10 protein-coding genes and 1 riboswitch are annotated in these 14,463 nt (G+C 58.5%); of the genes, 1 reads left to right on the top strand and 9 read right to left on the bottom strand.

What is annotated here, in order from left to right; genetic code table 11:
• Positions 1–3: 3 nt before the first annotated feature.
• The 4 genes from PH605_RS03870 to PH605_RS03855 form a co-directional block, all read right to left on the bottom strand.
• Positions 4–1,698 carry an adenylate/guanylate cyclase domain-containing protein gene (locus PH605_RS03870; RefSeq protein ID WP_142844348.1) on the bottom strand — a complete coding sequence of 565 codons (1,695 nt, stop codon included), beginning with the start codon at positions 1,696–1,698 and terminating at the stop codon, positions 4–6.
• A 209-nt stretch (positions 1,699–1,907) separates the two neighbouring features.
• Positions 1,908–2,609 carry an MBL fold metallo-hydrolase gene (locus PH605_RS03865; RefSeq protein ID WP_233282671.1) on the bottom strand — a complete coding sequence of 234 codons (702 nt, stop codon included), beginning with the start codon at positions 2,607–2,609 and terminating at the stop codon, positions 1,908–1,910.
• A 349-nt stretch (positions 2,610–2,958) separates the two neighbouring features.
• Positions 2,959–3,414, bottom strand: coding sequence for a cyclic nucleotide-binding domain-containing protein (locus PH605_RS03860; RefSeq protein ID WP_003521299.1), 456 nt, complete (start codon positions 3,412–3,414; stop codon positions 2,959–2,961).
• Positions 3,415–3,457: 43 nt separating this feature from the next.
• Positions 3,458–6,175, bottom strand: coding sequence for an ABC transporter ATP-binding protein (locus PH605_RS03855; protein WP_065656996.1), 2,718 nt, complete (start codon positions 6,173–6,175; stop codon positions 3,458–3,460).
• Positions 6,176–6,519: 344 nt separating this feature from the next.
• On the opposite strand from PH605_RS03855, the gene PH605_RS03850 reads away from it, so the two are divergent.
• Positions 6,520–8,325 carry an alpha/beta fold hydrolase gene (locus tag PH605_RS03850; protein ID WP_193559567.1) on the top strand — a complete coding sequence of 602 codons (1,806 nt, stop codon included), beginning with the start codon at positions 6,520–6,522 and terminating at the stop codon, positions 8,323–8,325.
• Between the two features lie 20 nt (positions 8,326–8,345).
• On the opposite strand, the gene PH605_RS03845 is transcribed toward PH605_RS03850, so the two are convergent.
• Genes PH605_RS03845 through PH605_RS03825 form a run of 5 tightly spaced genes read right to left on the bottom strand, consistent with a single transcriptional unit; the run spans position 8,346 to position 14,134 of the window.
• Entirely contained in the window at positions 8,346–10,802 is a 2,457-nt protein-coding gene (locus tag PH605_RS03845; RefSeq protein ID WP_142844346.1) for a beta-mannosidase, read from the bottom strand.
• Entirely contained in the window at positions 10,799–11,782 is a 984-nt protein-coding gene (locus PH605_RS03840; protein WP_142844345.1) for a DUF1839 family protein, read from the bottom strand. The genes PH605_RS03845 and PH605_RS03840 overlap by 4 nt, the downstream gene beginning before the upstream one ends.
• Before the next feature lie 6 nt (positions 11,783–11,788).
• Complete coding sequence (locus PH605_RS03835) at positions 11,789–12,697, bottom strand: amino acid--[acyl-carrier-protein] ligase (RefSeq protein WP_142844343.1); 909 nt, start codon at positions 12,695–12,697, stop codon at positions 11,789–11,791.
• A 4-nt stretch (positions 12,698–12,701) separates the two neighbouring features.
• Positions 12,702–13,883 carry an acyl-CoA dehydrogenase family protein gene (locus tag PH605_RS03830; protein ID WP_142844341.1) on the bottom strand — a complete coding sequence of 394 codons (1,182 nt, stop codon included), beginning with the start codon at positions 13,881–13,883 and terminating at the stop codon, positions 12,702–12,704.
• The gene (locus tag PH605_RS03825) at positions 13,883–14,134 is read right to left on the bottom strand and encodes an acyl carrier protein (protein WP_142844339.1); all 252 of its coding nucleotides are present in this window, start codon (positions 14,132–14,134) and stop codon (positions 13,883–13,885) included. Before PH605_RS03825 ends, PH605_RS03830 begins: the two co-directional genes overlap by 1 nt.
• A gap of 182 nt (positions 14,135–14,316) precedes the next feature.
• A riboswitch (TPP riboswitch) is annotated at positions 14,317–14,428 on the top strand.
• Positions 14,429–14,463: the final 35 nt, after the last annotated feature.

The raw sequence follows: 14,463 nt of genomic DNA, 5'->3' as shown, positions 1-14,463 counted from the left end.
ATCTCATAAATAGCGCTCGCTCTCTTCTTTCGAGAGCAGGAAGACCTTCATTTGCGAGTTGCGGCCGCGAATGGCGATTTCTTCGCTTCTGAGATCGGCAATCACCTGTCCCGCCTGAATGATGGCCGGTTCGGAAACAACGATGGCTGCGCCGAATTCCTTGGCCTTGGATTCGAGCCTGCTTGCCACGTTGACGGTATCGCCGATTGCCGTCAGGGTTTTGGCCGCCCCATATCCCATGACCCCGACGATGCTCGGACCGGAATGAATGCCGACGACGACTTCCAGGCGGACGGCGAATTGTTTCTCCAGCCCCTCGTTCAGGATTGCGATATCCCGCAATATGGTCGCGGCCGCCTTCATGGCGTTGTGGCAGGCATGTTCCGCGTCCTCGCCAAGTCCGAAAAGCGCCATGGCGCCATCGCCGATGAATTTGTCGAGATGGCCTCCCGCCTGTTCGACGGCCTGGCCGACGATGGTGAAATAGCGGTTCAGAAGGAAGACGACATCATAGGGCAGCTTCGCTTCGGAAAGCGTGGTGAAGTTGCGCAGATCGCAAAAGAGGATAGCGATTTCTTCTTCCCGGCCGGGGCGGGCCGGTTGTGCATCGGCCGGCAGGTCGCTTTGCTGGGGCGGCGAAACGAGAAGCGCGATATCAATATCGCTGGTGGGGCGTAGCTGACAGCCGAGCCGGACATCGGAATCGGCATGGATGCGCCGCAATGTGGTTTGCTCGATGTCTCCCGGTGGCGGTAGCGGGCCTTTGCTGTTCAGAACCTTGACCCGACAGGTTGAGCAGCGCCCCTTGCCGCCGCAGACGGAGTAATGCGGAATTCCCGCAAGGCGGCTGGCTTCCAGAATGCTGAGCCCGGCCGGTACATGTGCCTGCGCGCCATGTTCATAGCGGATTTCGATCGCCGTCAATCGTTGCCGAAAGCTGCGTACGCCACGCATGGCGAAAACCAGCATTACCGCGCCGACGAACAACGTCTCCGCTGTGCCGGTGATGAAACGGATCTGCGTTTCCATTTCCCGCTGCAGTGGCAGCTCGTCCTTTTGAATCGTATTGTCGGCAAGTCCGGGTGGGAGCGCGTATTTTTCATCGATTTCCGCCAGCCAGCGGCCGGCATCGCTGAAGCCCAGCAGCGCCAGGAGCGGCAGCATCACGGCCACCGTCATGAACAGCCCGGCTATCCGCGGATACCAGTCCCGATAACGCAGCCAGAAATAGAGGCCAATGCATCCGTGGACCCAGATCACGATCAAGGCGAGGCTTTGCCAGGCGCCCTGTATCGGGTTGTTGATCCACAGCCTGCGGATGACCGAATAATAACCGACATCGATGCCATAAAGCATATGCGACACGCGGATATTGACGGCGTGGCCGATGATCAGGAACGGGATCGACAGGCCGAAGATGACCTGAAGCGCTTCGCGGAGCGGCATGCGCAGCGTTCTGCGCAGATAAAGCGAGCGCAGAACAAGACAGACATGTACCAGAACCGAACCGTAAAAAAGCAGGCTGCTGACGGGGTTGAGCCAGATCAGGCTGAACCATTTTCGCGCCCGTTCGGCGGTATCGATGGAGATGAGTGCGAGGGAGTGATTGAAAAGATGGGAAAATACGAAAGCAAATATGATGAGGCCGGATAAAATCCGGGCGCGTCTCAAATTGGTCTCCGAAAAGAAACGGATCATGCAAATCCCATCATGTGGTCATTCAGCGCAGAATCATCATGTAGTATGCGGTGGCACCCTTATTGCAGACTGTCTCGTGGCAATATCGTGGAGCAATTGATCGGAAACGGTCAATTGTGCGTGTTCGAACGCCCGCATGGCAAGGGATGTCGAATTCAGGGTTTCGAAAACGCGGTCGGACAGGTCGACTTCGCCGAAGCCGGATTGCGTCAGAGCTCGATGATCTGGCCGTCCATGGCCGCGAAGGCGCCGCTGAACTGGGCTTTCGCCTGTTTTTCGATAGTGTCCAGTTCTTCGTCGCTGCGGCTTGGGGCATGGTGGATGAAGCCGACATTTTTTGCGCCGGCGTGTTTGGCGAGGCGGATCGCCTGTTGCCAGGATGAATGGCCATAGCCGCGATAAAGGCTCATTTCCTCATCGGTGAACATGGCGTCATAGAGGAAAAGGTCGACATCCCTGATCAGGTCGAGCACGGTTTCGTCCATATCGCCCGGCTCATGTTCGGTGTCGGTGATGATGGCGAGGGACTTTCCTTCCCAGTCCAGCCGATATCCGATGGCGTTGCCGGGATGGTTGAGCATTCCGGTTCTGATCGAAAGGCCGGGATGCACATCGAGCGTATCGCCCGGCATGAAGTCCCGCGTGTCGATTTTTGCGCAGCAGATTTCCAGCGGCACGGGAAACCACGGCGGGCTCATGAAGTCCTTGAGCATTTCCCGGGTGGTCATGGTGCCGGCGAGGTGGCCCGACCAGATGGCGACATCGTTGGAGCTGTTATAAAAGGGCTTGAAATAGGGGAAGCCGACAATGTGGTCGTAATGACAATGCGAGAAGAACAGGTTGACGTCGGTAATGCCTTCCGCCCGCAGGGCGAGGCCAGCGGGATGCAAGCCCGAACCCGCATCGAACAAAAGAACGTGATCGCCGCATCTTACCTCGATGCAGATGGTATTTCCGCCGTATTTTCGGAAGTTTTCACCTGAAACAGGAAGCGTTCCCCGCGCACCCCAGATCTTTACCCGAAAATTTCTATTACTTTCCCGACTTGCTGTGTCGGAATCGAACGCCATGACACACCCCAATAACAACGGAATCTTGCACGCTTTCCTCCCATGAAGCCCGTTGTCTCTATAGATTCTTATATCCGCTCGTTTCTGGCGGACGCCTTTACCCCTTATTCAGTCAGCATTTCATTTATATTGCAATAGTACGACATTTATTTTTCCAATATCGCCATTCAAGGTAGCAAGGAATTGTCGTTTATGTCCGGGCGCCTGCCCGCGCTTTGCTCAGTTCCGCCGTCGTCTGGGTAAGGCGTTCGGCCAGAACGCGCATGACCTTGATCGTGATGTCGGGGAAATCGGACATGAGCTTGAAGAACTGTTCCTTGCCGATGCGCAGGGCTTCCACATTGGTGGAGGCGCGAACGGTCGCGGTTCTGACGCTATCGCAGAGGATAGCGATTTCGCCGACAATGGCATTGCCGGTCATTTCGGCCACTTTCAGCGTGCCCGAAGGGGAATCGACCAGAACATCGACTTTTCCGGTCAAGACGACATAGGCCGCATCGCCAACATCTCCCTGATGAAACAGCACGTCGCCAGCATGATAGGACACCCGGTCGGATGCGAATGCCAGTAGTTTGAGCTTTGACGGTTCCATTTCCGAAAAAAACGGCACCCTTTTCAGCATCTGAATTTCGTCTTTAAACAGCATTGACTTACCCTGTTCTTGTTCCACCTCGGTCACCTTCTTGGATTTATGTTGCGACCATGTCCTTGAATGTACCGTTTTCCTCGGCGAGAGTCTCGTAACTTCCGTCGGCGGTGATCAGGCCCTGATGAACAACGATCACCCGCTCGAACATGCGGGAGAGCGTCGCATTCGACAGGACCCATATGATCGACGGGTTATTGTTGTTCTGTTTCAGGAGTGTGATGACCCGCTCGACAATTTCCTCCTGTTGTCGGGGATCGAGGCCGGGAAGAGGGCGGTTGAAGACGTAATAATCGGATTTGCGGATCAGCGCCCGTGCCAGATTGAGCTTCTGGCGCTGGAGCGGGCCGAGCCGCTTGCCGCCCGCGCCGAGGTTGAAGTCCAGGCCCACCGCCAGCACGCGCTCATAGACACCCTGCTTGCGCATGACATCGGCGACGATGCGGGTGATGCGCCGCGAGGCGTCGGTGTAGCGATGGCTGACCTTGCCGAACAGGATATTGTCCAGCAGGCTGGTAGCGCTCATATATTTGGTCGGATCGTAGATTTCGATCACGTTTTTCAGGCTGTCGGGCAGGTTCTCATGGAACATGTGCCGGACTTCGACGATCCGCTTCATGATCTCCGGCGACAGCAGGCCGAAACGCTGGCGAGGCTCGATGTAGAAGAAGCTGAGCCGCAGCATTGCGCGCTTTTCGCTTTCATTGGCCTCGTCGAAACTCCGGCTCTGAAGGCGTTGCAGCATCTGCTGATACACCGGAATGTCGTCAGGCGTCATGAAGGTAAGCTGCTGGAAGAAGGGGTGGTCTCCCGGCAGGTCGGCGAAGATTTCCACGATGTTTTCAGCAATCGTGTAACCCATCTCGAACAGGGTTTTCACGAGGCCGGTTTCGCGCATCAGGGAGCGGAAATAGTCGCTTTCGATGACGGTTCGGATCGTCTGGGAAGAATCCCGCATGGTGCCGAACAACAGGTTTTCCCCGACCGTCGCCTCGCTGTTATAGCTCTCCAGTTCAAAGGGTGCGATGAGGCCGCTCAGATTTTCCTTTTCGAGCTCCGCACGCAGCACATGCCGCAGCTCAACGATGCGCGCGGCAAGATGCAGGTCGGTCAAAGGGTCGATCGACGAACGCAGCGCAAACTCCAGAATATCCTGCGACAGTTCCACGCTGTCGAGGACAGCCAGAATGGCCTGGATGAGATTTTCCGGCCTGCCGTCGCCGGCCGGGCTCGAAGCGTAGTCAATCCATTCGCTGTTGATATCGATCAGCGGATTGCCCGCCATCTTTGCTTCGCGGATTTCCCACTTGCGATGTTCCAGCGCTGCCCCCTCATAGTTCCTGTCCGCGAGCGGGGCGTGTTTGAGGCCGTAAAGCAGGTTGTCCTTCAGGCTGGCGTGGAAGAAATAGCTGTCCGAGGACACATAGGAAATGCGCCGCCCGGTCAGCGATTCCGGCAGTTCCAATATGTCGACGTCGTTGATGCTGATCTTGCCCGAGGTTGGCCAGAGCGTGCGGCCGATTGCATCCGCCAGCGCCTCGGCGCCCGAGCCGCCGACGATGGCGATCACCTCGCCCGGCTCGACCTTCAGCGATGCCTGTTCCAGAAGCCGGCTGCCGCTATCGTCCTCCAGTGTCAGATTGGCGACGACGATCGGGGCGCTGATCGCCGCGACTGCGCCGGGAGACAGTTTCTGAACCTTTTCGTCGATCATGTTCGGGGCATCGAACTGCTCGAAGACCTGCTCGTATTTCACCTGCACGTCCTGACGTGCCTGATCCCAGTCGATCAGTTCCTTCAGCGGTCCGGGCAGTTCCTTATAGGCATTGATGACGGCGACCAGCTGCCCGACATCGAGACTGCCCTTCAGTGTGAGATAACCGCCGAGCGCATAAAAGAAGAAGGGAGTGAGCTGTGCGAGGAAGTTATTGATGAACTTGACCAGAAACTTCCACTGGTAGAGATCGTAGCGGATCTTGAAGATGTCGCCGAGCCGGTGCGAGGCATCCGCGCGCTCGTAATTCGACGTGTCATAGGCATGGATGGTGCCGATACCGTCAACCATTTCGCCGATGCGTCCGGCAAGCTGGCGGGCGCTCAGCTGCCGCTGGCGGCCAAGCTCGATGAGGCGGCGGCGCATTTTGGGAATGATACCCACCTGAATGGCGGCCATGAAAGCCGCGATCAGGCCCAACCAGAAATTCTGCACCAGAATGAAGAAGAGCGCGGAGAGCGCCTGGCCGCCGAGGAGGGCCGGCTGCACGAAGGCGTCGCCGGTAAAGCCGCCGAGCGGCTCCACCTCGTCCTTCACCATGCTGGAGATTTCCGCACCTTTGACCCGCTTGAAATGGGAGGGTGGGAACCGCAGGATCTTGTCGATGAGCTCGAAACGGATGCGCCGCAGAAGCCGCTCGCCAAGGCGGCCCTTATAGGTATTGATGTAATATTTGAAGAGCCCGTTGATGATGACAAGCGCAAGGAACGTCAGGCTGAGCGCCATCAGCATCGACATACGGTTGAGCTCGAGCCCGGGGAATAATGTCACGGTGCCCCAGTAGGGGATATCGACCGTGAGATGCATGAAAAGCTGCGTCGCATTCGCCCCTTCGAAACCGTCCCCCTGAATTGGGCCGTTGACGATCTGCTTGGGCAGATCGAAGGCGAGGAAATAGGGGATCATCGACAGGGCCACGATCAGCAGAATGAAAAGCTGCTGCCGCCTCGTGTGCGACCAGATATAACGCGTAAGGCTTTGTTCCATATAAAACTTCTATGACCTGTCGGGCGTGGCCCGGCGTGTTGGTTTGCGCGATGTCTAGACGATCCGGTGGCCGGGTGGCGCAACCTCCTCCTGCAAATAGGTATGGGACTCGCTATTTATCAGTATATTCAAGCGGTTTCGAGTAAAATAGCGGCCCCGCCGGGACTTGCCCATCATCGCAGTGTTCGTTTTTGCAGCGTGCGGGCGGCAATGGATATAAATGCGACTATATTTTTAGACTTCTCTAATGTTGTTGTTTTTATTGTAGATCCGGCGGTAAGACGCTTCGATACAATGATCCCGTAATGGTTGAGCCAGACACTGGCGCAATGATGGCAAGGTCGATGGCGATAGATATTTCAGAGCGTACAGGCAGCGATCCGTCTCTTGATGCATTGTCGCTTTCCGGCATTGCCTCGAATGGGGCGGTTGCGCATCCGGTCTCTTTTGATGGGCTCACAGGGATTTTCCATCCGGCGCGCAAGGACGTCAGACAGCGCCATGCCGTTCTTTTCGTCAGCCCATGGGGCATGGAGGAGCTGTGTAGCCGCAAGTTTCAACGGGTACTGGCCGAGCGGCTGGCCGCTTGCGGTGTCGCCAGCCTGCGATTCGACTATCTTGGCGCGGGTGACGCCTTCGACCCTGATGATACGGGCCGTGTAGCGGACTGGATTTCCGACGCGCGCGTGGCGCTCAACTGTCTGAAACGTCTTTCCGGCTGCGCCGAAGTGGTCGTTGTCGCTCAGGGCCTCGGCTGCCTGATTGCTGCTCAGGCGTTTGCCGATGCGGCTGAAGTGGGCTCCATGGCGCTTCTGGCGCCTGTCGTTTCCGGCCGCGCCTATCTGCGTGAGCTGGCGATGTGGTCCTCCATGATCGACGATGGCCTCGGTCTTCGGCCCGCGCAACGGATGACGGAGGCGGGATCGATTGCCGGCATGGCCATGCCTGCCGGTGTTGCGGATGCGATCAGGAAGGCCAATCTTTCAAATCTGACCGCTGCTCCGGCGCGCAGCATTCTGGCGCTTTCCCGGCCGGGCCGCGTAACCGATGCCGATTTCGCCAGGCATCTCGTTGCGATGGGCGGTGCGGTGGAGGAGGCGGAGTTTTCAGGTTACGACGATCTCGTCTCCAGCCCTACGCTTTCGAAAATATCCGACGATGTGGTCAACCGGCTGGTCGATTGGGTGCTCTCCCAGACCCATGCCGAGAGTCCGGCGATCTTCCAGGAGGATTTCACAGTCAATGCCCCGCAGCGTGGGCGCGGTTTTGTCGAGCAGCCGGTGCAATTTGGAGAAGGCGGACGGCTTTTCGGTATTTTTTGCGGGCCTGACGACCGGGAGGTGGTTTCTTCGGTTCTTCTGCTTGGCGCCGCCTATGACCGGCATGCGGGTTGGGGCAGGCTTTCCGTGCAGATGGCCCGTACATTGGCGCGCGAGGGGGTGGCATCGCTTCGCTTCGACGCGGCCAATATTGCCGACAGCCCTCCGGTCAAAAACGTGCCCGAGCAGGTTCTTTACGATGCCGCGCAGAATGACGACGTGGCTGCCGCACTCGATTTTCTCGGCAAGCGCGGCAAGGGACCTTTCATTGCGGCGGGCCGGTGCAGCGGCGCTTATCTCGCCTTCAACGGCGCAATCGCCGATGAGCGGATCGACGCCGTGGTCGCGGTCAATCCGGTCGTCTTCCATTGGCGTAAAGGCCGCTCGGTGGATGAGGCCCTGCATAAACGCCCGCGTTCCTTCGGGGAGTACAGCCAGCGTTTTCGTCAGGGCGCGACATTCAAGCGTCTCATCAGCGGCGATGTCGATGTGGCAAGTGCGGGGCTGAACATCGTCAAGGCGACGATCAAGAGGCTTTCGACAAAAACGGCGAGGCTTTTCCGCAGGGGCAGCGAGGAAGGGCGTGCCGTCTACGGTGCGTTCGATAAATTGAAAGCGAATGATACTGCCGTTCATTTGCTCTACAGCGACAACGACGATGGTCTGGAACATTTCCAATATTACTTCGACGCCAATGGCGAAGGACTGGCCGCCTATAAGAACGTGTCGCTGACCATTATTCCCGATGCCGATCACAATCTTTCAACGCCGGAAGCCAGACAAATCTATATCGACGCGGTGAAGCGGCTGGCTCTCGAGCATTTGCGGTAAAAATGCCTGGCCGTCATGCCCTAGAAGGAAAATCGCCGGCTGGAACCCAGTGACACGACCTCTCCGGAAGGAGGGGCTTCCGTCGCCGGGGTCTCCGGCAGGAGGCTGATCTTTCTCGTTTCGCCGGGGCCGAGATGGAACCAGTTTTCCGAGGCGTAATAACCCTGCACCTCGACATGGACGGACTGCGCCAGCCGGTCCGTGCCGATTTCAAGAGACCAGTTGCCGCTCGTTTCACCGATCGCGACCTGAAGGTTCGCGGCGTGCAGCGCCTTTTTCCGACCGAGAGGGAAATGGAATGCGTCGGCGATCACGTGTCCTGTCGCAACGTCGCGAAGCCGGGCGACCGTTACATCATGGGACGGAGGGCCGAAACGATAGGCATAGGTCGTATCGAAAAAGGCGCCGAACAAATCTGTTGCGGCAATGGTCTGGCTCTGTCGCAGCGAAAGCGTGAGCGGTCGTTTGGCGTGGACGACGGGTTGCACACCTTCGCGCAGGCAGGTCAGTTCCAGCATGGCTTCGAGGCCGCCGCCGGTCTCGTTGACGAGGTGTATATCCAGCCCGTTCGTGCCCTCATCGGAAAAAGTAACCTGAATGGGGCGGAACGCCCTTTTCAACGCGTGCCAGACGGATTTGGGCCGGCCAGTGGCATCGATGACACCCCAGCCTGCGCCGGGAACGAGATCCTGCAGGGTCCAGACCAGAGCGCCCTGACAGGAGGAGCCGCTGCGCCGCCATTCGGCGAAAGTCGCCTCCATGACCTCGGCCGTGGCGGCCCGGGACATGTCGAGATAAAGGCCGCCGTCCTCGCGACGCAGAACATCCGGTTCGACGTCATAGAGCAGCTTTAGATAATGGTCGCGAACATCCTCGAAATCCCAGGACGCCCCGCGATCGCGCGGTGCGCGTGCCTTCCATCGCGGATCGTGCACGGCCACGCCGGGTAGATATCTGTCCAGCGTCTCCTGTTCGGGAATATTGGCGAAGGCGAGGCACTCGGCGGCGAAGCGCAGATCGGCCCGGCGGGCGTCTTCCAGCGGGCGGCAATAGGCGCCCACGCCGTAATAATGGCCGACCCCGACATTGGGAAAGAAGGGCAACGCGCCGCCGGAGGGGGAATTGGCGACATAGGCTGTGTCCGGGCGTTTCTCGGCAAGGAGTTCCGGCAGAACCTCCTCGGTGAGCGTTCCCTTCCATATCTGTTCCGGCAGACCGAGCATCGCGCCCTGCTGGTACATTTCACTGCCGCCGCAGAAGACAGTGAGCGATGGAGAAAGCGCGGTGGCTTCGAGGAACTGCGAGATTTCCGTGACGATATGCTGGCGCAGGCTCTCGTCCTTTGCCGGGTAATCGAAATTGGCGAGCATGGCGTCCTGCCAGACCATGATGCCGAGTTCGTCGCAAAGCGCGAAAAATTCCGGAGTCTCATAAGCCATGGTGCCGCCGATGCGGATCATGTTCATGCCGGCTTCCGCGGCTTTTCGAAGCCATGGCTCATAATCCGCCCCGGTTCCCGGCAGGCGCACAATATCGGCCGTTGTCCAGACCGCGCCACGGCAGAAGACCGGCTGACCGTTCACCTTGAGGCCGAAACCCTCACCGTCTTCGCCATGATCGATCTCGACCCGCCGGAAGCCGGTACGCCCCAGTCTATGTTGTTCGCCGTCCAATTCCAAAAGCGTGTCGTGCAGCGCAGGCCTGCCATGGGTGTGCGGCCACCATGTTTCGACTTCGGGTATATGGAGTTCGCCGGAAAACTTGCCGTTCTCATCCCTGGAAAGATCGGCGCTGTAACCCGCGCAGCCAAGCCGTGCCGATTTTATGGGCCGGTTGGTTTCCAGCGAGATGGCGACCGTTCCCGTTCCTGCCTCGTCCAGCGAAGATCGGAGCGTGCAAAGCACCGCGTCCCGTCTGATCAGACTGATGGGTCGCCATGGGCCGGCGGCGTGGATTTCTGGGCACCAGCCGGGCATGTAACCAAGTGCGGTGGTGCGGATCAGCCGCAACCCCTGCGTATTCATCATCTGCGGCCGCCAGCGGGCGCGGGGACCGGTTTTTTCAAGCCTCGGCGCAAGCGCCCGGAAGCAGATGCAAAGCTCGTCCGCGCCCGTAAGTTCGACCGGCACTTCCAGCCTTTCGAACATGCTCTGGCTCGCGGCGATCAGCTCGCCGTTGAAGAAGATTTCGGCAATGGTGGAGAGACCGTCGAAGCGCAGGGTGGCGCGTTCGCGCGTATCGGAAATCATCGTCAGCCGATACCAGGCATCCCTGTCATTGAGAGGCGCCGGGGCAAGGCGGTCGAATTTTCCAGCCGCTTCCAGAGCCTGCGCCACCGTGCCGGGAACGGAGACGTGAAGGCTTTCAAGCGATGCGGGAATATCGGACGGCGTCTCGCAGGCATCGGCGGGCGTCAGCGTCAGCGTCCAGCCTTCACTCAGCAATTCCTCGCTTTCGCCGGGAAGATAAGTCCTCACGCGGCCTCGCTGGCATCAGTGAGTTTAGTCGAAAGCGCTTCCATCACACCATCCCACGCATCCGCTGCTGGATCGAGCACGGTGGCCAGCGCATCAAATTTGCGGCGGGTGACGGCGCGGGCGAGCTGGAACTGCACGGTCTTGGCAACCTCGGAAATCTTGAGCGCGTGGTCTCTTGCTTCAGAAAAACCCTCCGCGTCCAGCCATTCGAAGTGGCTTGCCGCCAGTTCGAAATTGGCGCCGAGCTGGCGCAGCGTGTTGAAGGCATATTTGTGGAAAAAGCCGAAGGGTCGGTCAGCGACCTTTTCCACCTGCGCCGGAAAAACGCCGGCAAAAGCACGGACCGGGTTGGCGGAGGGCCGTCTGGAAAAATGAAACTTCAGGAGCCGTTCGGCCGTCTTGCGAATATGTGCGGGCGAGGGGCTGCTATCCGCGAATTTCGCAAATTCGGTATAGGGCAGGAATGGCGGGTCCGTCTCGGCCAGATGATGCTGGAACAGGCCGTCAAAATCTTCACCTGAAAGGTGGAAGAAGCCGGCGTTATGGAAATAGTCGAGTTCGCGCTTCGCGAGGTCGAGCCGGTTGATGGCGATGGTGGTCTTGCCATGTTCGTTCCGGTAGCCCACTCCATGGGTATCCGGCATATAGAAGCTGTCCATCTCGATCAGGCAGATGCGGCCGCGTGCGAGCTGCGCCTCGATGTGGTTTTCCACGCTGTCGAAGATCGCAAGTTCGGTGGCGCGAACGCCATAAAGCGCCTCGAGGTCTTCCAGCGGCACCTTGAAGAAGGTGAACTGGTCGCCTTCGAAATCCTGCGTGAGCGTGAAACCGAACATGGCTTCCGGCGGCAGACCTTTCGAGGCCAGCACCTCGATCCATAAATCGATGTAGCAATTGGTCTCCGGCCACATTCTCTCGGAGGAATGGAGTGGATGCTGCACATAGTTTCTGGGATCGAGACCGGGGAAAATCTGCCGCATGAATAATCAGCCCCAGAGCGTTTCCACGACCTTCGCAGGCCATTTCTTCACGTCGAGACCATGATGCGCAAACAGCGCCAGCGCTATGCGTTCAAGGCCGAAACCGACACAGGCGGTGTGGGCGACATCGCCATTGGCGAGGTTGAGGCCCCATTTCTGGCCGAAGGCATCCTGATGATAATTGAAGCTCATGCAGGCCGTCGGGCTGGTCGTCGATGTGACCGGGATCAAGAGCTCGAATTTCAGATTCTGGTCGCGCTGGTTGTTGGCGAGCATTTTGCCGGCGCGGCCGAAGAAGGGATCGTTGGCGATATCGATGGTGACGTCTAGCCCGACCGCTTTCATCATCTCCACGCCGCGATCCATCCAGGTCTGGCGGAATTCGGTGACGTCGGATTCGGTGCCCATGCAAACATATTCGCGCATGCGGAAAAGCTGCTGGCGGGCCGGGTCCTTGGAGGGTTCATGGCGGAAACAATAGGACTGGATGTCATAGAGACCGCCGCCGGCAGGCAGTGCGCCGCGCTTGGCAATCGTCGGATAAAGCGGGTAGCAGGCCGCCGGCGTCAGCACGATGTCTGTCGCTTTCTGGTCTTTGGTCCAGTCGCCGCCCTCGTCCATGGTTTTCAGCAGGCTGACATGGTCAAGCTCACAGCCGCAGAAGGAATGGACCGTGCCGGCGAGCTGTGGGAAGCTCTTCATATAACCGCTCTTTTCAAAATAGGCGCGGTTGATGCCGGGCGGAAAGCGGATCGCTTCGGCGCCGTCAGCGCCGCCCGTGCGGTCGATCAGCCTCTCGAATGCGGCAATGACATCCTCGAACTGGCCGCTGCGTCCATAAAGACCGTCCACACCGGTTTCAATCAGCAGGCCTTCTTCGAACAGTCGATCGAGAAACGATGTTTGCATGTCCATGGTTTTATCCCAAGAGGCTGGTGTCCTGCTTGTGAACCAGCAGGAGATTGGCGGAATTGCCGAGAATGCGGTCGTTGGAAATCATCAGGCGGGCGGAATGCGCGTCGCGCAGGTGGCGACCGAGGCTATAGGGCGTGCCGTTCTTGTAGCCCATGATGCCGCAGACCAGCATGGCATGGTCGATTATCTCGAGAATGGTTTCCGAAGAGCAGATCTTCACATTGTTCATGGCCACTGCAAACGCCATCGACATCAGTTTTTCGGCGTCGCTCTTGGTCTCTTCGTAAGCCTTGATACCGGCTATGATGTTGGATTTCACCACCTGCAGCTTGGTGGAAACCTCGGCAAGGCGGATCGCGCCGGGAGGAGCCGTTCCGGGCGACTTGCGGGCCGCGGCTCTGACAAAGGACTGGGCGCGCAGCACCGCATCCGACGCGATGCCATACCAGACGGCGCTCCACAGCAGATGCGAGCTTGCAAGCATGGATTGTGCGGCAATCTCCGCAAAGGGCTTCGGGAAAATCTGCGCCGCCGGCGCCTCGCCCCGGAACAGGAAGCCATCCGAACAGGTGCCACGCATGCCGAGCGTATCCCAGACATGGGTCTTCTCAAGCGTGTACTGATTTTTCAGGAAAACGGTCATCACCTGATCTGCGGGCGCGGCATCCTTGTGGGCGCGCGAGGTGATGAGGATCGCATCGGCATTGCTGCCATAGGAAATAACGGTGGCGTCCTTTTCCAGCCGGCAGCTTTCGCCTTCGACTTCGATCGCGCAGATGGAGTTGCGCAGATTGCCGCCGATGCCGCCTTCAGTGGTGGCGGAGCCGAGCAGAAGCTGTTCGTTGGCAACGCGGCGCATGAAGCCCGCATGCCATTCGCTTTCCACGCCGTGTTCCACCAGGCTGGACAGCTTGATGTGATGCATGGCGAAAATCATCGCGGTTGCCGAACAGGCCTGGCCGAGCCGGGCGCAGATATCGGCGATCTCCTGTAAGGACGCGCTTTCGCCGCCCAGCGAAGAGGGGACCTGGATGCCGAGCAGGCGTTCCTGTCGCAAGGCGTCGACGGCTTCCTGTGGGAAACGGCCGGTGACATCCACATCATCCGCGTGTTTGGCGGCAATTGCCGCGACACGGCCCGCGCGCGCGGACAGCGTTTCATCCTGCGGCGCTACGGTGACGTTCATCAGGCTGCCTCTTTACCATCCAGAATGAGCTTAACGGTGTCTTCAATGGCCTTGATGCTCGCAAATGACTTGCGGTTCAGCAGATTGTCGGGGAATTCGATATCGAATGCTTCTTCGATGCCGAGCATCAATTGCACGGATGCAAAGGAAGAAAGGCCTGCCGCATAAAGATCGGCTTCATCTGCAATCGTATCGACAGGGGTTGGAAGCTGACCGAATTTGGCCAGTATTTCACGAATAGTCGCGCTCATTCCGACGTATCTCCCATGAATTTCACATCAGGATGGTTTGTGCTTATCGTTACGTTGCAAACGATAATATTCGCCTAAACCGTTAGGTTAATTACAACTAACGGCAGCATGCGCCATTCCCGCACCTTTGCCAAGCATGGATCGTCGGCCTTGACAAATGCCGGTCGGTGTTTTTTGCTGTGGCCATTCACCAGGGGTGTCCCGTCAAGGGGCTGAGATTCTGCTTTCCTGCGCAGTGACCCGTTGAACCTGATCCAGTTCATACTGGCGTAGGGACGGTGCAAAGACCGAAGGTCGGCTGGCGTGTGCATTGCGCTGTCGGCGCTGCG

The organism is Agrobacterium sp. CFBP 3001 (assembly GCF_027871605.1).
Lineage (GTDB): Bacteria > Pseudomonadota > Alphaproteobacteria > Rhizobiales > Rhizobiaceae > Agrobacterium > Agrobacterium leguminum.
The sequence above is the reverse complement of the archived record's forward strand: the minus strand, read 5'-3'. Positions and strand labels throughout refer to the sequence as shown.